This is a genomic window from Pseudarthrobacter sulfonivorans, from assembly GCF_024391045.1.
In the GTDB taxonomy this organism is placed as follows: domain Bacteria; phylum Actinomycetota; class Actinomycetes; order Actinomycetales; family Micrococcaceae; genus Arthrobacter; species Arthrobacter sulfonivorans_B.
On sequence record NZ_JANFCZ010000017.1, the window covers coordinates 32,826 to 52,670 of the forward strand.

Annotated in this window: 15 protein-coding genes; 7 read left to right on the forward strand and 8 right to left on the reverse strand. The window is 66.5% G+C overall.

Annotated elements, in window-relative coordinates; genetic code table 11:
- Positions 1–2: 2 nt before the first annotated feature.
- Positions 3–2,621 (reverse strand): aminopeptidase N, encoded by a 2,619-nt coding sequence (gene pepN, locus NQJ30_RS12245; protein WP_255770201.1) that lies wholly within the window; start codon positions 2,619–2,621, stop codon positions 3–5.
- A 52-nt stretch (positions 2,622–2,673) separates the two neighbouring features.
- Positions 2,674–3,744, reverse strand: a complete 1,071-nt coding sequence (locus NQJ30_RS12250; RefSeq protein WP_255770202.1) for a YeiH family protein — start codon at positions 3,742–3,744, stop codon at positions 2,674–2,676.
- A 113-nt stretch (positions 3,745–3,857) separates the two neighbouring features.
- Between NQJ30_RS12250 and NQJ30_RS12255 the strand changes: the two genes are divergently transcribed.
- The 3 genes from NQJ30_RS12255 (at position 3,858) to NQJ30_RS12265 (ending at position 7,264) form a co-directional block, all read left to right on the forward strand.
- Entirely contained in the window at positions 3,858–5,414 is a 1,557-nt protein-coding gene (locus NQJ30_RS12255; protein ID WP_255770203.1) for a circularly permuted type 2 ATP-grasp protein, read from the forward strand.
- Positions 5,415–5,489: 75 nt separating this feature from the next.
- Entirely contained in the window at positions 5,490–6,416 is a 927-nt protein-coding gene (locus tag NQJ30_RS12260; protein WP_255770204.1) for an alpha-E domain-containing protein, read from the forward strand.
- Entirely contained in the window at positions 6,413–7,264 is an 852-nt protein-coding gene (locus tag NQJ30_RS12265) for a transglutaminase family protein (RefSeq protein ID WP_255770205.1), read from the forward strand. The genes NQJ30_RS12260 and NQJ30_RS12265 overlap by 4 nt, the downstream gene beginning before the upstream one ends.
- Positions 7,265–7,281: 17 nt before the next feature.
- Here NQJ30_RS12265 and NQJ30_RS12270 read toward each other — a convergent pair whose 3' ends face one another.
- The 3 genes from NQJ30_RS12270 to glgC all read right to left on the reverse strand — a co-directional run bounded on the left by NQJ30_RS12270 (position 7,282) and on the right by glgC (position 10,737).
- Positions 7,282–7,749 carry a pyridoxamine 5'-phosphate oxidase family protein gene (locus NQJ30_RS12270; protein WP_255770206.1) on the reverse strand — a complete coding sequence of 156 codons (468 nt, stop codon included), beginning with the start codon at positions 7,747–7,749 and terminating at the stop codon, positions 7,282–7,284.
- Positions 7,750–7,798: 49 nt separating this feature from the next.
- The gene (locus tag NQJ30_RS12275) at positions 7,799–9,262 is read right to left on the reverse strand and encodes an SDR family NAD(P)-dependent oxidoreductase (RefSeq protein ID WP_255770207.1); all 1,464 of its coding nucleotides are present in this window, start codon (positions 9,260–9,262) and stop codon (positions 7,799–7,801) included.
- A 65-nt stretch (positions 9,263–9,327) separates the two neighbouring features.
- Complete coding sequence (glgC, locus tag NQJ30_RS12280; protein WP_255770208.1) at positions 9,328–10,737, reverse strand: glucose-1-phosphate adenylyltransferase; 1,410 nt, start codon at positions 10,735–10,737, stop codon at positions 9,328–9,330.
- Positions 10,738–10,838: 101 nt separating this feature from the next.
- Between glgC and glgA the strand changes: the two genes are divergently transcribed.
- Positions 10,839–12,035, forward strand: coding sequence for a glycogen synthase (gene glgA / locus NQJ30_RS12285; protein ID WP_255770209.1), 1,197 nt, complete (start codon positions 10,839–10,841; stop codon positions 12,033–12,035).
- A gap of 128 nt (positions 12,036–12,163) precedes the next feature.
- On the opposite strand, the gene NQJ30_RS12290 is transcribed toward glgA, so the two are convergent.
- Together NQJ30_RS12290 and NQJ30_RS12295 are read right to left on the reverse strand one after the other, a co-directional pair.
- Entirely contained in the window at positions 12,164–14,335 is a 2,172-nt protein-coding gene (locus NQJ30_RS12290; RefSeq protein WP_255770210.1) for an acyl-CoA dehydrogenase family protein, read from the reverse strand.
- Between the two features lies 1 nt (position 14,336).
- The gene (locus tag NQJ30_RS12295; protein WP_255770250.1) at positions 14,337–15,017 is read right to left on the reverse strand and encodes a TetR/AcrR family transcriptional regulator; all 681 of its coding nucleotides are present in this window, start codon (positions 15,015–15,017) and stop codon (positions 14,337–14,339) included.
- 88 nt (positions 15,018–15,105) lie between these two features.
- Here NQJ30_RS12295 and NQJ30_RS12300 point away from each other — a divergent pair, with 88 nt between their 5' ends.
- Genes NQJ30_RS12300 through NQJ30_RS12310 form a run of 3 tightly spaced genes read left to right on the forward strand, consistent with a single transcriptional unit; the run spans position 15,106 to position 18,731 of the window.
- Positions 15,106–16,473 (forward strand): acetyl-CoA C-acetyltransferase, encoded by a 1,368-nt coding sequence (locus tag NQJ30_RS12300; protein WP_255770211.1) that lies wholly within the window; start codon positions 15,106–15,108, stop codon positions 16,471–16,473.
- Between the two features lie 9 nt (positions 16,474–16,482).
- On the forward strand, positions 16,483–17,823 hold the full coding sequence (locus NQJ30_RS12305) for a 3-oxoacyl-ACP reductase (protein WP_255770212.1): 1,341 nt from the start codon (positions 16,483–16,485) through the stop codon (positions 17,821–17,823).
- On the forward strand, positions 17,820–18,731 hold the full coding sequence (locus NQJ30_RS12310; RefSeq protein WP_255770213.1) for a MaoC/PaaZ C-terminal domain-containing protein: 912 nt from the start codon (positions 17,820–17,822) through the stop codon (positions 18,729–18,731). Before NQJ30_RS12305 ends, NQJ30_RS12310 begins: the two co-directional genes overlap by 4 nt.
- Here the strand turns inward: NQJ30_RS12310 and NQJ30_RS12315 are convergent.
- Positions 18,728–19,843, reverse strand: a complete 1,116-nt coding sequence (locus NQJ30_RS12315; protein ID WP_304664070.1) for an FUSC family protein — start codon at positions 19,841–19,843, stop codon at positions 18,728–18,730. The two genes, NQJ30_RS12310 and NQJ30_RS12315, sit on opposite strands and share 4 nt — an antisense overlap.
- Positions 19,844–19,845 lie beyond the last annotated feature (2 nt).

Genomic DNA, 19,845 nt, shown 5'->3' on the forward strand with positions numbered 1-19,845 from the left:
GGCTAGGCCCGCGCCTGGGCAGCCAGTGCCCGTACCAGATGGTCCCGCTGTTCCACAACGATCCTGCGCAAGGCGCGGGGCGCGTCGGCATTGGCTGCCAGCCAGGCGTCGGTGCGCTGCACCACGGGGTGCTGCGCCGGCAAAGTTCCGGCCGGCAGATCCTGCGCCGCAGGAAACAGGCCCCGCACAATCCGGCTGGCGATCTCGATGCTCCGGTTCTCCCAGACCTCCCGGAGGCAATCGAAATACGGCTCCACATAGGGTTCCAGCAGGACGGGAGCCGCCGTGGTGAAGCCGGTGATGGTGGCGCTGAGGAGTTGGTTGGACAGCTCCGTCCCGTGGACGGCTTCGTCCCAGGCGGCAGCCTTGACGTCCGCATCCGGCCGGGCTGCCAGGGCCGTGGCACGGCCCGCGCGGCCTGACGCGGTGGTGTCACGTGCCAACTCGGCGTCCAGTTCCTCGGCAGTGGCCTGACCATGGGCTGCCAGGGCCCGCCAGATGTTCCAGCGCAGCTCTGCGTCCACTGCGAGTCCGTCCACCTCCGCTGTGCCCTCCAGCAGGCCCTTGAGGAGGGGCAGGAATGCGTCGTCGCGCCGGCTGACGGCGGCCACCGTCCGGGCCCAGCCAAGCTGGTGGTCCGAGGCCGGGGCGGCCAGCTCCAGCTGCCGGGCCGCGGCTGTCAGGAAGTCCCGCCGCACCGTGTCGCGTTCAGTCACCGGCGTGTAGTGTTCGACGGCGGTCTCGGCGTTTTCGAGGATGTTCAGCAGCACGCCGATCCCAGTTTCGGCGGGTCCGAATGCCATGACGGCGTGCACGTAACGGGTGGCGGGGGACTCTGCGTCGCGGGCGGAGTTCCACAGGGCTGTCCAGCAGAGGGCCCGGGCCATGGGGTCGGCGATCCGGTCCAGGGATGCCAGGACCGTCGCTTCGGATTGTGGGTCGAGCCGGACCTTGGCATAGGTCAGGTCGTCGTCGTTGAGCAGCAGCAGCGCGGGCCGGGGCTGGCCGGCCAGCCCGGGAACCTCGGTCCTGCGGCCGGCCGCGTCAGTCTCAATGCTGCCGGTGCGGACCAGGGCACCGTCGCCGTCGAAGTTGTAAAGGCCAACGCGCAGCCGGTGCGGCCGCAGCTCCTCCCGTCCGGTGACCGGGTCCAACGCATCCTGGACGATTGCCGCGCCGGTCAGGACGCCGTCGTCGGCTGTTACCTCCAGTGCGAGGGTGGGGATCCCGGACGTCTGCAGCCACTGCGCTGCCCAGCCTGCCAGGTCCCGGCCCGACGCCGCACTCAGTGCGGAGAGGAGGTCGGCCAGGGTGGTGTTTCCATAGGCATGGTCGCGGAAGTATTGCCGTGAGCCGGCGATGAAGGCGTCGAAGCCGGCATACGCCACCAGCTGCTTGAGCACCGACGCGCCCTTGGCGTACGTGATGCCGTCGAAGTTCTGCTTGGCGGCTTCGAGGTCCGGGATGTCGGCAACGATCGGGTGGGTGGTGGGGAGCTGGTCCTGGACGTAGGCCCAGGCCTTGCGCTTGTTCGCGAAGTTCACCCACGCGGTCTTCCACTCCGTGGCGCGGTCCACCGCGAGGGTGCCCATGTAGTCGGCGAACGACTCCTTGAGCCAGAGGTCATCCCACCACTGCATGGTGACCAGGTCCCCGAACCACATGTGCGCCATTTCGTGCATCAGGGTGTTGGCGCGCGCCTGGTATTGGGCGTCGGTGGCACGGGAGGTGAACACGTAGTTTTCGGTGAAGGTGACCAGGCCGGGGTTTTCCATGGCCCCGAGGTTGTATTCGGGCACAAAGGCCTGGTCGTATTTGCCCCAGGGATAAGGGAAGCCGAAGAGCCGGTTGAAGAACTCCAGCCCGTTCTTGGTGAGGTCGAACAGCACAGCCGGGTCGAAGGATTCCGCCATCGACGCGCGGCAGTAAAGGGCCAGCGGCACCTCCAGCCGGGTGCCGTCGTCGAGCGTTGCGCTCCAGTGGTCTTCGGCTTTGAAGTACGGGCCGGCCAGGACTGTGGTGATGTAAGTGGACATCGGCCTGGTGGTGGCGAAGTCCCAGCGGCTGGTGTCCGGGTCGCTGGTCAGCGGGGTGCGTGCGGCTTCGGCTCCGTTGGAAGCGACTGTCCAGCCTGACGGGGCCGTCACGTGGAAGGTGAATTCCGCCTTGAGGTCGGGCTGCTCGAAGTTGGCGAACACCCGGCGGGCATCGGCAGGTTCGTACTGGGTGTAGAGGTAGCACTGGCCGTCCGCGGGATCCACGAAACGGTGCATGCCCTCACCTGACCGGCTGTACAGGGCGGTCCCCGTGACGGTCACCTGGTTCTCTGCCTGCAGGTTGTCCAGGCGGATGCGGGAACCCTCCACAATGTCTGCCACCGGCAGCTGGTCGCCGTTGAGGAGCACGCTGTGGACTTCGCCGCAGATGAAATCCAGGAAGGTGGACCTTGTCAGCCCGGGCCCGGGTTCCGCAGCCGAGAAAGTGATGATGCTGCGGCTGGTGTACCCCGCCACGTCCGGGTCGGCGGCCTGCCGCACATCCAGGGACACGTCATAACTGTGCGTGGTGATCAGGGCTGATCGTTGGGCGGCTTCGCTGCGCTGCAGATTTTCATGTGACACCCAGCTATCTAATCACGGGGGACCCCCGGGCAGTCCCGCTCCCGGCCGGCCGTCAGCCGGTGATCAGCAGTGCGGCCGCCAGTCCCAGCAGTGCGATCAAGAGCCAGGCAGCGAGCGCCGCGAGCAGCGCCCGGGCTCCGGTGTGCAGGAGGGCGCGGATCCGTACCGCGGAGCCAAGTCCGAAGAGCGCCGCCCCCAGCAGGATGTCCTGGAGCCCGGCGCCGGCGTCGAGCACGCCGCCGGGGAGCCAGCCAGTGGACCGCAGCGCCACCAGCGCCACGAAGCCAAGGACAAACAGGGGGACCACCGGCGGCCGGGTCTGCTGGGTCGTCACCGCCGTTGCGCGGTGGTGCATACCCGCCACGGCAACCACCGGCGCCAGCAGCAGCACGCGGGTGAGTTTGACGACGACGGCGATCCCCAGCGCTGCTGTGCCCGCGGTCTGCGCCGTGGCCACCACCTGGCCCACGTCATGCACGGACGCGCCGGTCCAGGCTCCGAAGGTCTCCGGACTGAGCTGCAGCGGGTGCATCAGCAGCGGCAGCAGTCCGATGGCCAGGGTGCCGCACAGCGTCACCAGCGCCACGGGCAGGACAGTGTCCGCATGCCGGATGCGGCGCACCGCTGCCATGGCGCCGATGGCGGAGGCCCCGCAGATTGAGAAGCCGGTGGCCACCAGCAGTGCCGTCTCACGCGGCAGACGGAAGAGCCGCACCAGGACGTAGGTGCCGCCGAAGCTCAGCAGCACCACGCCGGTGATCAGGACCATGGCCAGCCAGCCCAGGTCCAGGATGTCCATGATGCTCACCTTCAGGCCGAGCAGGATGATTCCGCCCCTCATCAGGTGCTTGCCGGCGAAGTCCAGTCCCGGCCTTGCCCGCCCGGAGATCCAGGCTGCCGTGCCCGGCAGGTTCGCGGCGAGCAGCCCCAGCGCTACCGCCGCTGTCATGGCGGGCAGGGCGGGCACGGCCGCATGCACGGCAAACGCGCCGGCCAGGGCGACGGCGGCCGTGAGGAGGCCGGGAACCAGCCTGTCGGCATCCCGGGGCAGCCCGGGCCATCTTCCCCGGCGGCCGCCGTCCCCTCCGCTCCCGGAGCTCCCTTTGCTAGTCTTCTCTGGCATTCACCTACCTTGCCGGATGTCGCGCGTATTCAGCGAACCGGCGGCGTCGGCGCAACACGCCACAATGGATGGCGGTAATGAATTCGAAACAAAAAGATGGTTGGCTAAAGGACATGTCAGACCTATTCCAGGATTACTCCGAGGCCGCCGGGCGCACCGGCGCCTACGACGAGATGTTCGCCCCCGGCCAGGAGGCCCGTGCCTCCTACGTTGAGGTGGCGGATGCGCTCCGCAAGCTTTCGCTCGCCGATGTCAGTGCCCGGGCGGACTCGATGGCGCGCACGTTCCTGGACCGTGGTGTGACCTTTGACTTTGCGGGGGAGGAGCGGCCGTTCCCGCTCGACATTGTGCCGCGCGTCATCCCGGCCGACGAATGGACCGTGCTGGAAAAGGGTGTGGCGCAGCGTGTGCGCGCCCTGGAAGCCTTCCTCAACGATGTCTACGACAAAATGAACGTCGTGGCCGACGGCGTGATCCCGCGCCAGCTGGTCACCACCAGCGCCCATTTCCACCGGCAGGTGCACGGCTTCGAGCCTGCGGGCGGGGTCCGGGTGCACATTTCCGGGATCGACGTGGTCCGTGACTCCGCCGGCACGTTTCGTGTCCTGGAGGACAACGTCAGGGTGCCCTCGGGCGTCAGCTATGTCCTGGAAAACCGGCGCGCCATGGCCAAAGGCCTGCCTGAAGCGTTCGGGCAGCAGCTCATCCGGCCGGTGGAGGAGTACCCCCGCCGGCTGCTGTCAGCGCTGCGCAAAACGGCACCGGCCGGCGTCGACGATCCCACCGTGGTGGTCCTGACCCCCGGCGTCTTCAACAGTGCCTACTTCGAACACACCCTGCTGGCCGGACTGATGGGCGTCGAACTCGTGGAAGGCCGTGACCTTATCTGCCGCGGCAACCGCGTCTACATGCGCACCACCGCCGGTGAGCAGCGCGTCGACGTGATCTACAAGCGTATCGACGACGAATTCCTGGATCCCCTGCAGTTCCGTTCGGACTCCATGCTCGGCTGTCCCGGCCTGGTCAACGCCGCCCGCGCAGGCGGCGTGACCATCGCCAACGCCGTGGGCAACGGCGTGGCGGACGATAAGCTGGTTTACAGCTATGTCCCGGACCTCATCCGGTATTACCTCAGCGAGGAACCTGTCATCGCGAACGTGGACACGTACCGGCTGGAGGAAAAGGAAGCCCGGGAATATGTCCTGGACAACCTGGCTGAGCTCGTGGTCAAGCCCGTGGACGGTTCCGGCGGCAAGGGCCTGGTGATCGGCCCGGATGCCTCCAACGACGAACTCGAGGCGCTCCGCCAGCGGGTCATCGCCGACCCACGCGGCTGGATCGCCCAGCCGGTCCTGCAACTGTCCACGGTGCCCACCCTGGGCGGGGACAAGTTCGGCCCCCGGCACGTTGACCTGCGCCCCTTCGCAGTGAACGACGGCGACGACGTCTGGGTGCTGCCCGGTGGCCTGACCCGCGTGGCGTTGAAGGAAGGCTCGTTGATTGTGAACTCCAGCCAGGGCGGCGGGTCGAAGGACACGTGGGTGCTGGCGGGGTCGCCGCAGGTGCCAGTGGAGACGGTTCCGCGGCCGACGATTTCCATCCGTGAGCGGGTGTCCGTCTGGCCGGTTGAAAGCAACTGGCGCGACCGTCAGCCGGAGCAGCAGCAGTGAGCCGTGTCCCGGAACCGGCAGTAATAGCAACGGGTTCATGCCCACTGATTTTGGACGCACAGGAGGTCACCGCGAATGCTTAGCCGTATTGCTGAGTCCCTATTTTGGATCGGCCGCTATGTGGAGCGGGCCGATGGCACGGCGCGTATCCTGGACGTCCACCTGGAACGACTCAACCACTTGCCCATGGACGAGCGCCGCCGCGTTGCGCAGGAACTGCTCGCCGTCATGGGCGCCAAACCGCCAAGCGAGGATTTCGGCCTGCCCGAACTGCTGCACGCCGTGGCGTATGACAAGACCAGTGCGACGTCCATCGCCGGTTCCCTGGGCGCTGCACGGGAGAACGCACGGCGTGCCCGCGAGACCGTGTCCTCCGGCCTGTGGGAGAGCCTCAACACCACGTATTACGGGCTGAGCCAGCACCGCAAGGATGTGGTGGGGACGTACCGGTTCTGCAACTGGACCCTGGAACGGACCGCCATGGTCAGCGGCCTGGCCGACACCACGGTGAGCCACGATGAAAGCTGGCTGTTCCTGGTGCTCGGCCGTTCCCTGGAACGCGCGGACATGACGGCCCGCATGCTTTCCACCCGCGATGTCCTGTCAGCGGGCATGTCGTGGGTGAACATGCTGCGGTGCGCCGGGGCCTATGAGTCCTTCCTGCGCACCCGGCGGGCAGCGTTCGGTGACCAGCATGCCGCCGAATTCCTGCTGCTGGACCGCCTCTTTCCCCGGTCGATCGTTTATGCCCTGCGGGATGCCGACGAGTGCCTCGCCAAGCTGGACCCGTCCGCGCAGCGCGTCGGCTTCATCAACGACGCGCGGCGGATCGTGGGCCAGGCCCGCACGTTCCTTGAGTTCCACCGCACGGACGATCTGATGTCCGAGCTGCCCGAGCACATGGAACGCGTGCAGAAGGCCGTGGCCCAGGCGTCGGACGCCATTTCCCGTAAGTACTTCAATCAGGCGGACGAACTGGCCTGGGTGGGAGAAGTTTCATGACCCGGCTGAGTATCATCCACACCACTGCCTACAAATACAACAAGCGCGTCACGCTGTCCTACAACGAGGCCCGCATGACGCCCCTGACGGATCCCCAGCAGGTGGTGCTGGAGTCGGTGCTCAAGGTATCGCCGTCGCAGGCCGCCGTCAGCACCTACCGGGATTATTGGGGCACCAGGGTCACGGCCTTCGACATGCAGATGCCGCACGAGCACCTTGAAGTCGTCTCCAATATCACTGTCGAGGTGCACCGGGCAGAAAAGATCCCGGCCGAGGCCGACATCCCAGGCTGGGACGTCCTGGCGTCAACGGAGACCCTGAACTCGTTCAGCGATTGGCTGCCGCAGTCCCAGCTCAGCGGGCCGGGCGACGAAGTCCTGGGAATCATTCCCGGCGTCGTTGCGGGCAAGAACCCGCACGACGCCGCCATGGCCGTGTTTGAGTGGATGCGCGGGGAGATGACGTACATGTCAGGATCCACGGCGGTCACCACAAATGCTGAGGAGGCCTGGGGGCAGCGGCAGGGAGTCTGCCAGGACCTGGCGCACCTGGCCATCGGTGCACTGCGCAGCTGCGGGATTCCGGCCCGGTACGTTTCGGGTTACCTGCACCCGCGGTCGACGGCGGCGATCGGCGAGACAGTCGCCGGCCAGTCGCACGCGTGGCTGGAGTTCTGGGACGGGGCGTGGCGCAGCTGGGACCCCACCAACCACAAACCCGCCGGTGACTTTCACGTGACCGTCGCCAGGGGCCGGGACTACCGCGATGTGCCGCCGCTGAAAGGCATCCTTTCCGGCGGCGGCGGGTCTGCCCTGACCGTGAGCGTGGAAATCACCCGGCTGGCCTAGGCAGGCCACTCAGCGGATCACTCGGGGGAGGCCTTGGCCGCTCCGCTCAGCTGCGTCCACCAGGTCATCGGGGCGGTGACCTTGAACCGGCGTCCGGTCAGGGAGTCGGGGCTGACCCGGATGAAGGTGTCTTTCTTGCCGGCCTGCCACGGGAACAGATAGAGCGCCGCGGTGTCCAGGACGCCCTCGGTGCCCTTGATGGCCGCGGCAGGGCCCTTGAGCACCACGCTCCAGGCAAGGCCGCTGACGGCATCCACGCCGTCGGCCTCCACTGCCACGTGGGATCCTCCGGACGCTGCGGCCAGCTTGGTCCCCTGGCCGGTGCGGAAGACGATTGTGCCCCCGTCCACGGTGTAGTTAATGGGGAAGATGTCAGGATGCCCGTCCACCAGCACCGCGAGCCGGCCCACGGAGACGGTCCGCAGGAGTTCCCAGCACTCGTGGTGTTCCAGGTTGTGCACTTCGGTAATTGATTCGCTGCTCATGACGCCGAGCCTACGCTGTGCAGGCGTGGTCGGCACAGTGACCTTCTGCCTACCAGGGGCTGGGCTTGTAATCCTTCAGGAAGACTCCGTACTGGTCCTCGCCGCTTTCGCCCATCACGATCGGGTCGTAAACCCGGGCGGCACCGTCCACCAGGTCCAGCGGAGCGTGGAAGCCTTCCTCCATGAGGCGCACCTTCGTGAAGTGCGGACGCTCGTCGGTGATCCAGCCGGTGTCCACCGCCGTCATGAGGATTCCATCGGAGTCCAGCATTTCCTTGGCGCTGGTCCGGGTCATCATGTTGAGGGCGGCTTTGGCCATGTTGGTGTGCGGGTGGCCGGGGCCTTTGTAGGCGCGGGAGAACTGGCCTTCCATGGCGGAGACGTTCACGATGTATTTCCGGTGCGCCGTGGACCGCTTCATGGCGTCCCGGAGCCGGCTGACCAGCAGGAAAGGGGCGGTGACGTTGCAGAGCTGGACCTCGAGCATCTCCAGCGGATCCACCTCATCCACCACCTGTGTCCAACTGTTGATCGTGGCAAGATCCGGAACCAGCCCGCCGGCGTCGATCGCTGTGCCTGACGCGATGCGTTCCAGGGAAGCCGAACCCGTGGACAGCGCCAGTGACGTGATGGCGTCTCCGGCCAGGACCGGATGATCGGTCACGCTGCCGGCAAGGGCGAGCGGGTGCTTGTCATGGGCATGGCCGAAGGTCAGCAGTTCCGGGCCGCCGTTGGCGGGCTCCAGTTCGGCGGGCAGGGGTTCGTCTTCGGCGTCCACCAGCGGCTTGTACGCGTTGCCGGAACGCCGTACGGTCTGGGCCGCGTTGTTGATGATGATGTCCAACGGGCCCGCGGCGTTCAGGGAATCCGTCAACGCCATGACCTGCGAGGGGTCGCGCAGGTCGATGCCGACAATCCGGAGCCGGTGAAGCCAGTCACTGCTGTCTTCCATCGCAGCGAAGCGGCGGGCGGCGTCCTTCGGGAACCGGGTGGTGATGGTGGTGTGTGCGCCGTCCCGAAGCAGCCGCAGGGCAATGTACATGCCGATTTTGGCGCGTCCGCCCGTGAGCAGTGCACGCCGCCCCGTGAGGTCCGTCCGGGCGTCCCGCTTGCCGTGGTTGAACGCCGCGCATTCGGGGCAAAGCTGGTGGTAAAACGCGTCCACCTGCGTGTAGTGCTGTTTGCAGATGTAGCACGGACGGGACCGGATCAGGTGGCCGGCAACCGCGCCGGTCGCCGAGGTGGCCAGCTTGTTGCCGCGTGTCTCGTCGTCGATGCGGTCCGGGGCTGCAGTGGCAGTCTGGGCGATGACCGCCCGGTCGGCGTCGGCTATCAGGTCGCGTTTGGTGACGCGGCGGTGGCGCTTGACTGCCTTGAACATCTTGCCGGTCGCCCGGCGCACCGACACGTAGTCCGGGTGTTCCTCGTCGTAGACGTGGATGGTGTTCAAAACCTTGAGGCAGGCCTGAATTTCCTCAGGCGTCAGCCCGGCTGACAGATCGGGGGAGCTCATTGCCCCAATTTTACAGCCTGCCGGGAGCCCGGCCCAACGGTGGTGTGCCGGGCTCCTGGCGGGCTCTACGACTTAGCTGAGCCGGGCATCCTGACGCCGACGGCGGCCGCCTGCACCTCGGCGACCTTGTCCACGGAGTTGCGCAGCTCGGACCATGTTTCCGTGGCGGCTCGGACCGCGTCCGGCACGAGGATCAAATTGTCCGCCGCCAGGGCGCGCTCGGCTTCGTCCGGTTCGGGGACGGCCTGGCCTTTCGAGAGCACCGTGATGCCGGACTCGGTGACCTTGAAGCCGCGGGCCCGGTCGAGGTCGTGGTCGAGGCCGATTGCGGCACCCGCCGGGACCTTGACGTTCTTGTCGATGATGGCACGCTTCACCACAGCGCCTTCGCCGATGTTGACCTTGTCCATCAGCACGGAGTCGAGTACGCGGCTGGACCTGCCGACGAAAACGTCGTTGGAGAGGACCGAGCCTTCCACGATGCCGCCGGAGATCACGCACCCGCTGGCAACGATGGAATCCAGGGCGGAACCGACTGTGTTGCCTTCACCGCGGACAAACTTGGCGGGCGGGGAGATGCTTTGCCGGGTGTAGATGGGCCACTCGGAGTTGTACAGGTTGAAGATCGGCACCGGTGAGATGAGGTCCATGTGCGCGTCGTAGAAAGAGTCGATGGTGCCGACGTCGCGCCAGTACGTCCGGTCACGATCGGTGGAGCCGGGGATGTCGTTGAGCGTGAAGTCGTAGACGCCGGCCTCACCCTGGCTGACGAAGTAGGGGATGATGTCGCCGCCCATGTCGTGTTTGGTATCGAGGCGCTCGGCGTCCACATGCAGGGCTGCCACCAGGGCGTCGGCGTCGAAGACGTAGTTTCCCATGGAAGCCAGGAACTGGCTGGGGTCGGCTGCAAGCCCGGGCGTGGTGGCCGGCTTCTCCACGAACGCGGCGATCTTCTGGGGGTCGTCCTGGTCCACTTCGATCACACCGAACTGGTTGGCCATGTTCAGGGGTTGGCGCACGGCGGCGACGGTGGCCTTGGCGCCGCTGAGCACGTGCTGTTCCACCATCTGGGCGAAGTCCATGCGGTAGACGTGGTCGGCGCCGACCACGACGACGATGTCCGGGTTGGCGTCGTGGATCAGGTTCAGGGACTGGTAGATGGCGTTGGCGCTGCCCAGGAACCAGCTCTTGCCCACGCGCTGCTGTGCGGGAACGGAGGCGACATAGTTGCCCAGTTGGGTGGACATTCGCCAGGCTTCGGAAATATGCCGGTCAAGGCTGTGGGATTTATATTGCGTGAGGACCACGATTTGCAAATAGCGCGAATTCACCAGGTTGGAAATGGCGAAATCGATAAGGCGGTAACTGCCTGCAAACGGAACCGCGGGTTTGGCCCGGTCCGCCGTCAGTGGCATAAGCCGGTTTCCCTCGCCGCCTGCAAGGACAATGGCCAGGACTTTTTTATTTATCGGCATAGTGGTCGCTCCTGTACGCCTTCGTAACTCCCCAAACAATCCGGCATGTCCGGACTCCTTCACACTAGAACAGATACGGCGGAACGACTACCTTGGGTAACGTGCGAATAGACATTGTGACTAAAGAGTTCCCGCCGGAAATCTACGGTGGCGCCGGAGTCCACGTGGCCGAGTTGAGCAGGGTGCTTAGTAAGCACGTTGACCTGCAGGTTCGAGCCTTCGGGGCGCCCCGCGACGCTGACTATCACGGTGCCGGGGTGACCTCCTATGCCGTGCCCGAGGACCTCGGTTCGGCCAACGCGGCCGTGCAGACCCTGGGCGTGGATCTGCGCATCGTGCCGGACATTGAAGGGGCCGATCTGGTCCACTCCCACACCTGGTACGCGAACATGGCGGGGCACCTGGCATCACTGTTGCACGGCATCCCGCATGTACTCAGCGCGCATAGCCTCGAGCCGTTGCGGCCCTGGAAGGCTGAGCAGCTTGGTGGCGGCTATGCGTTGTCCTCCTGGGTGGAAAAGACGGCCTATGAGGCAGCGGCCGCGATCATCGCCGTCTCCGAGGGGATGCGCCAGGACATCCTGCGCAGCTACCCGAACGTTGATCCGGCGAAGGTCAGGGTGGTCCACAACGGCATTGACGTTGACCTGTGGCAGCGCGATGAAGGTGACGACGCAGTGCGGGCGATGGGCATCGACCCGCAGAAGCCCAGCGTGGTGTTTGTCGGCCGGAACACGCGCCAGAAGGGGGTTCCGTACCTGTTGCGGGCCGCCGCCAAGCTGCCTGCCGATGTGCAGTTGGTCCTGTGCCTGGGCGCCGCTGACACCCCCGAACTTGCCGCCGAAACGGCCCGCCTCATTGAGGACCTGCAGCAGCAGCGCACCGGCGTCATCCTCATCGAGCGCATGCTTCCGCGCCATGAGCTGATCCAGGTCCTGAGCCACGCGACAGCCTTTGCTTGCCCGTCGATCTATGAGCCGCTGGGCATCGTGAACCTGGAAGCCATGGCCTGCGGTGCTGCCGTGGTGGCCAGTGCCACCGGTGGAATCCCCGAAGTGGTCCAGCATGGTGAAACCGGCCTGCTGGTTGAGCTCGAGCAGGTCACCGACGGGACCGGAACGCCACTGGACCCGGAGAAATTCGTGACCGAGTTCGCCGCGGCCCTGACCGAGGTGGTGTCCGATCCCGAGCGCGCGCGTGCCATGGGTGAGGCAGGCCGCCGCCGCGCCGAGGAGCACTTCTCCTGGGAGTCCATCACAGAGACCACCTTGGAGGTCTACCGCTCGGTGCTCCCCTGACACCCAGTGTCCTGGCCCGCGGCCGGCAATCGTCCGGTGAAGAACCACGCACGACGGCGCCGCTCCCCCACACCAGGGGAGCGGCGCCGTCGTGCTTTTGGCTGGTTTCCCGGACGGGCTGCCGGAGGTCAGCCCTGGCGGCTCTTCGGCCCCGCAGCCTTGCGCGCCAGCAAGGACTTTTCGTCAATGGGAGCTGATCCGCTGGCACGCTGCGCCCGGTAATGCGCCCGGGCTTCGTCCTGCCGCGTCTTTTCGGCGCCCGTGGCAATCGCCGCGCGAACGTGCTCATCTCCGTAGCCGAAGGCGTCCACCAGGTCCAGCGCGTGCGGCCGGATCTTAACCAGGAGCCGGTTGATGTAGTCGCCTACGGTCCGGGCGCGCTGCATGGAAAGCCGGCCATTCATGAGGTACCAGGAGAGGTTCTTTTCGATCAGTGACAGGCCGAACAGGTCACGCAGCCAGGTCAGCACAACTTTGGTGCCGGGGTCCTGCACTTCGCCGAGCGCTTCGGTGAAAGCTTCCCACTGCAGCAGTTCCGCATGTGCCTGGGCTGCGTCGATCAGCTCGTTCTGGTGTTGGTTGAACAGGGCCGCGCCCTTGTCAACGGGAAGCTTGTTGGCGCCCTTAAGCGCAGCTCCGACGTCGGCCACCATGGTCTGGACCCGGTCCGTCAGGAGGGCGCGCTGGCCCTCCTCGTCCCGGAGCGCGATGGCGGCCTTCTGGACGGAACCCGTGTCTGCCACGAACTGGGCCACCTGCCGCAGGCCGGTGCGGTGGATGGCCACACCCGTGGCCTGGGTCACCACATAGCGGGCCAGCACACCGAAGTCCACGTTCCGGAACTCCTTGGCGTAGTCGGCCAGGAGCCGTTTGGCCACCAGCTGGAGCAGCACCGTGTTGTCGCCCTCGAACGTGACGTAGACATCCAGGTCCGCACGGAGCGAGGCGAACCGGTTTTCGACCAGGAAGCCGGCACCGCCGCAGGCCTCACGGCATTCCTGCAGGGTGTCCAGGGCATGCCAGGTGCTGAGCGGCTTCAGTGCTGCCGCCAAGGTCTCAAGGTCCTGCCGGTCAGCATCGGTGTCGTGGGCGCCGGAGAAGACGTCGTCGAACTTCTGGAGCAGCTGCTCGTGGGCAAAGCCTGCGGCGTAGGTGGTGGCGAGCCGGGTGAACAGGCGGCGCTGGTGCCGCTGGTAATCGAGGAGGACCTCTTCCTCCGTGTGGGAGGAGGCGTTGAACTGGCGTCGTTCGGTTGCGTACCGGATGGCGGCGGCAAGGGCGATCTTGGACGCCGCCACGGCCGCACCGTCCAGGGAGACGCGTCCCTGCACGAGGGTTCCGAGCATGGTGAAGAACCGCCGGCCGGGACTGGCGATGGGTGAGCTGTACGTGCCGTCGGCCGCCACGTCGCCGTACCGGTTGAGGAGGTTGGTCCGGGGGATACGGACGTTGCTGAAATGCAGCCGGCCGTTATCGATCCCGTTAAGGCCGCCCTTGACGCCGTCGTCCTCGCCGCCGATGCCGGGCCGGAACTGCTTGGTCTCGGGGTCCCGCAGCTCGACGTAGAACGCGTGGACACCGTGGTTCACGCCCTGGGTCACAAGCTGGGCGAAAACCACGGCGCCCAGTCCGTCAATGGCTGCGTTGCCGATGTAGTCCTTCCAGGCGGCCCGGAACGGCGTGTGGATGACAAACTCTTCAGTGGCGTCGTCGTACGTCGCCGTGGTGGCGATGCTGGCAACGTCAGAGCCGTGGCCGGTCTCCGTCATCGCGAAGCAGCCCGGAATCTCCAGGCTCATGATGCCCGGCAGCCACTTGGCATGATGCTCCGCCGTGCCCAGGTGCATCACCGCCGAACCGAAGAGGCCCCACTGGACGCCCGCCTTGATCTGCAGGGACGGGTCTGCGGTGACCAGCTCCTCGAACCCGGCAATGTTCCCGCCATGGTCGTTTGCGCCGCCCAGCTCCGCCGGGAAGGCCCGGTGCACGGCGTTATTGTCCACCAGGAGTTTGAGCTGGCCAAAAGTGCGGGCCCGGTGGTCCGTGTGCGTCAGGCCTTCGGTTTTGTGCAGTGCCGGGTTGGCGGCCAGGGTCCGCGCGTGCCGCCGTGCGTCCGCCCACTTGCCCAGCAGCTGCTCGCCGAGGGCAGCAACGTCCACGGCGGGCCGGGCGCCCGGTTGCCCGCTGACACGGGAGCCCGCTGACAATGCCTTGGCACGGGGAGGGGTCCCGGCAGCATTGCCTGCCTTCGTGGCTGCGGTTCTGCCGGTGCCGCCGGTGCGGTCCACTACATCGGTCATGTCAATGTCCTTCGTTGGTTCTGACAGGGGTTTCAAGGAGTTCGGGGGCTATGCCCACGCAAAGCCACGCAGTGATCTGGCGGGCCATGGCCGCCTGGTCGGGCTTCGCCTCGGAGTCAGGAGTGGCGAGCCACTGTTCCCCGGCACTCCGCACCAGGCCGATGGCGGCGGTAGGCCAGTAGCCGATCACGGCTGCCCTGCCGTCGCCCAGGTGTGCCCGCATCGGGGCAGCGATCATTTCGGCGATGGAGTCGAAAAAGTGGCCTAGGGCCCCGGAAATGGCTGCTGATCCCGGCTGGTTCTCGGCGTCCACCGGCGCATAGCGGGTGACGAAGCTATAGACATTGGGGCTGGTCTCCGCCATCTGGAGATAGGCCGAGATCATGGCCAGCAGGCCTTCCCTGGGCGTCTGTGCAGCTTCTGCCGCTTCGCGGATCTTGCGCTGCATCTGGCTGAGGACCACCTCACCGACCGCATGTTGCAGGCCGGCCTTATCACCGAAATAGCGGTAGAAGACGGACTTCGATGTGCCCGCAGCTGTTGCGATCTCGTCCATGGAGGCGTCGCTGCCCAACGCGTGGACAGCGCGCCGGGCGGCCTTGATGAGCTCCCGGCGGCGTTCCTCCCGGTGGGCCTGCCAGCGGGCGGAGCGGCCGTCGGCGTTTGGGCCCGCGGCAGGCATCGGCGGTTCGAGGGGGAGCTTGTTCACGATACTCAGCGTATCAGGTACGCTGAGTATCGATAACCGTCGCAGATCAGAGGAGACGCCCATGTCCGTCAACGGACAGTCCGCCACCGGACCCCAGGAATCCACCAGCCCCGCGGCTCCGCGCCCAACGCCCTCGGTCCGGCGCGCAGTGATTGTTGGCGGCAACAGGATTCCGTTCGCCCGGTCCGGCGGGGCCTACACCAAGTCGTCCAACCAGGACATGCTGACTGCGGCACTGGACGGCCTGATCGCCAGGTTCGGCCTCCAGGAGGAACGGATCGGTGAGGTGGCCGCCGGCGCAGTCCTGAAGCACTCCCGCGATTTCAACCTCACCCGGGAGGCGGTTCTCGGTTCGGCCTTGTCCGCGGAGACCCCTGCGTACGATCTCCAGCAGGCATGCGCCACAGGCCTGGAAACAGTGCTGGGCCTGGCAAACAAGATCAAGTTGGGCCAGATCGAATCTGCGATCGCCGGCGGTGTTGACTCGGCCTCGGATGCTCCCATTGCCGTGAGCGAAGGCCTGCGCGGAGTGCTGCTGGACCTCAGCAGGGCCAAGACCCTGCCACAGCGGCTGCAGGTACTCAGCCGTCTCCGCCCCAAGGACCTGGCCCCGGACGCACCCAGCACCGGCGAGCCCCGCACTGGTCTGTCCATGGGTGAACACCAGGCCCTCACCACCGCTCAGTGGAACATTTCGCGTGAAGCACAGGACGAACTCGCCTTCAACAGCCACCGCAACCTGGCTGCAGCCTATGACGCCGGGTTCTTCGACGACCTTCTGACCCCCTACCGGGGGTTGGCCAAGGACTCGAACCTGAGGCCGGACACCACGCTGGAGAAACTGGCTGCACTCAAGCCGGTTTTTGGAAAGGGACTTGGCGCCGAAGCAACCATGACCGCCGGAAACTCCACCCCACTGACGGACGGGGCGTCCACGGTGCTGCTGGCATCGGAGGAGTGGGCCCGGGCTCATGACCTGCCCATGCTCGCAACGGTGGTGGACGGGGAAACCGCAGCGGTGGATTTCGTCCACGGCAAAGACGGCCTGCTGATGGCACCGGCGTTCGCTGTCCCTCGGCTGCTGGCCCGCAACGGACTGACCCTGGAGGACTTTGACTTCTTTGAGATCCACGAAGCCTTCGCCGGGACTGTCCTGAGCACGTTGGCAGCGTGGGAAGACGAGGAATTCGGCCGCACACGACTGGGTCTGGACGGGGCCTTCGGCAGCATCGACCGTGCCAAGCTGAACGTCAATGGCTCCTCCCTCGCGGCTGGCCACCCCTTTGCCGCCACCGGCGGGCGCATCGTCGCGTCCCTCGCCAAGATGCTGCAGGCCCAAGGCAGCAAGAACGGCAGGCCCGCGCGGGGGCTCATTTCCATCTGCGCCGCCGGCGGTCAGGGCGTCGTCGCAATTCTCGAAGCAGCGTAGGAGCACCGAATGACCGACACCTACACCCGCCTGGTCAGCCAGGGATTGGGCAAAGATCTCGCCAAACGGCTCGGCCTGCCGCAACCCGCGGCGCTGCGGCGCTACACGCCGGGCCAGGCACTGGTCAGCGGGCCCGTCCTGGTTCAGGGGACCACACCCGGGGCCGACGAACTGGCGGCCACCCTCCTGTCCTGGAATCTGGACGTACGCCGCCACGCGGTGCCCCGCGAAAAGCTTGGTGCCATCATTCTTGTCCTGGACGGCCTGACTACGCCCGACGACCTTGCCAGGCCGGTGCTTTCGGCTGCGGCCTCGCTCCGTGACCTTGGCCCGAGCGCCCGGTTCGTCACGGTTTCCCGGCCTGCGGACACGGCAGGACATCCGGCCGAGGCAGCGGCACGGCAGGGTGTCGACGGGTTCGTGCGGTCCCTGGCCAAAGAGCTCCGGGCGGGCGCAACGGCGAACGGCATCCTCTTGGCCGAGGACGTGCAGACCACGAGTCCGAGCACCCTCGGGGCGCTTCGATTCTTCCTGTCCGGCCGTTCGGCCTTCGTTGATGGCCAGTTCCTGACCGTCAGCAGCGCCAACGGAACGCTCCCGGCGGATTCCGACCGGCCCCTCGCCGGCAAGGTGGCTGTGGTGACCGGTGCGGCCCGCGGCATCGGCGCAGCCATCGCGCGCACGCTTCACCGCGACGGAGCCACCCTGGTGCTTGTCGACATCCCGGCGGCCGGTGATCATCTGGCCGCAGTCGCCAACGATGTCCACGGCACGGCTCTGCAGTTGGACATCAGCCGCGTGGATGCGGGCCAGCGCATCCTGGAGCACGCCCTGCAGCGGCACGGGCACCTGGACATTGTGGTCCACAATGCCGGCATCACCCGGGACAAGCTCCTCGCAAACATGGACGCGGCGCGCTGGAACGCAGTGCTCAACATCAACATCGCCGCCCAGCTCAGGATCAACGAAGCACTGCTGGCCTCGGACCGCTTCAGCGGCACGCCGCGCATCGTCTCGGTTGCCTCCACCAGTGGAATCGCCGGCAACCGCGGCCAGACCAACTACGCCGCATCCAAGAGCGGCGTCATGGGGATGGTGCGGGCAACCGCGCCCCTGCTCGCGGCACGGGGAGGCACCATCAATGCCGTGGCTCCCGGTTTTATCGAAACCGAAATGACGGCGCGGATTCCCTTCGCCGTCAGGGAGGTCGGCAGGCGTCTGAACGCCCTGCAGCAAGGTGGACTGCCAGTGGATGTGGCGGAAGCCATCGCCTTCCTGGCCAGCGACGCCGCCGGCGGCATCAACGGGGACATCCTGCGCGTGTGCGGGCAGAACCTGGTGGGCGCATGAGCGCCGCGCAACCAGTCATCCTGGGGGAGATGCCCTCGCTGTCCAAGCTATATGTCAATGCCGCCGCCCAGGCGGCGCGCCGACGCGTGTTGGGCACCCACGGCGGCTCAACCCTCCCTGACACCGCACACGTCGTGCGCGGTGTGAGGGCCGACGTCGAAAATCTCACCGCTTACCAGCACCTCATCGGATTGTCGGCCAGGGACATCCTGCCCGCGGGCTTTCTCCATGCCCTGGCTTTCCCGCTCGCCATGAGCGTGATGAACCGGGACGATTTTCCCCTGCCCCTCCTGGGCATGATCCATCTGAGCAACTATGTCGAACAGCATGCGCCGGTGATCTTCACAGATCTCCTCGACATCGAGGCGCGGGTTGAGAACCTCCGGGGGCACCGGGCCGGTACCCAGCTGGACGTCGTCGCCGAGATCAGGGGAGCGGACACGCAGGACATCCGCTGGACCGGGCGGTCCACCTATCTTTCCAAAGGTGTGTTCCTGCCCGGTATCGACGTCCCGTCACCCCGCAACGGGACACCCGATTTCACACCCCCGGACCCGACGGCGGTGTGGCACCTCGGAGTCGACACCGGACGCGCCTATGCCGCCGTTTCCGGTGACTTCAACCCGATCCACCTGAGCGTCCTCTCAGCCAAGGCGCTCGGCATGCGGCGCTCCATCGCCCACGGGATGTACCTTGCTTCCAGGGCACTCGCAGACGTCGGGCCGGTGAAGGGCGAAACCTTCGCGTGGTCAGTTTCATTCGATGCGCCCGTCTTCCTGCCGGGCAGGGTTGCGCTGGACATCACGACCGGGGAGGCACCAGGCGGAGGCTGGCAGCAGTCCGACTATGTGGCATGGAATCCCCGATCCGGCCGCAAACACTTCAGCGGCTTCGTGGCGCCGCTCTAGGAGGCCGGCCGCACGGCCCGGAGAATCCGGTGCAGACTGAGGAGGATGGATTCGGAGGCGGCGACGGCACCGTGGCTCCCGCTCCCCTCGGAGCCGGCCATACAGGCGTCCACCGCCGACTTCGCGGCAGCGAAGAGTCGACGTTGCTCCGATTCATCGTCAGTTTCGAAGGAGGCCATCAGTTGCCCGGCGCTGTCCAGCGCGGCAGCAAGCGGTGCACTGTCCTGGAACGGCACCTCATAGGGAACGTCGTCCGCCCAGATCACGTCTGAGAGGACCTCGGTCATGTCCTGGATGTGGAAGGTCACCCGCTCGAGGTTGTGCAGGTTGCGGTAATCAAGTTCGAGGTCGCGCGGGTGAAACCGTCGCCGCGGATTGGCCCGCCGGCTTTCGTCAGCTTCCTGGACAAGATGGCGGACTGTGCGGGCCGCTTCCGCGAGTTCCTGGGAGCGGCGGGACCAGTCTTCATGCTCGGGCGGCCACTGTTCCGTCAGGGCCGCCGCCATGTCGGTCAACTGCCGCCCCAAGGCCAGCCGCAGTTGGCCCAGACTGTTGGCGGCGGCCGCGAAGTGCAGGGGCGGAAAGACCAGGAAATTTACGGCAATGCCAACGCCCACTCCGGCGCCCATCTGAATCAGGTAGCCAAGCGAAAAGTCGTCCCGGTTGCTGCCGCCCACCAGCAGGACCAGCAGCGCCGCCGTCGGGATCCAATCGCTGCCCGAGCCAATCCGGGGGAGGCCGCCGAGTATGACGCCGATGCCCATAAAAACCGCCACGGCCAGCGGCGACGGATCACTGATGCTGACCAGGACGAAGGCCAGCCCGATCCCGATGGCGAGCCCCACCAGCGTCTGCAGCCCCTGACGGACTGATCCGGCCACGTTGTGGTACATCGCCACCAGGGCACCCAGGGGGGCGTAATACGGATATTCCGCGGCGGACCCGGGCATCAGCGGCGCGATGGCGAACGCCACACCTGCCGCCAGCGCCGACTTTGCCGCCAGTTGCAGGCGCTGAAGAGTGAAGATGCTGGAAATACCCGCGATGGCGTTTCGCAGGATCCGGGTTTCCTTCGACGGCGGCCGGCCCGGCCCTGTGCTTTTATCACCCATTC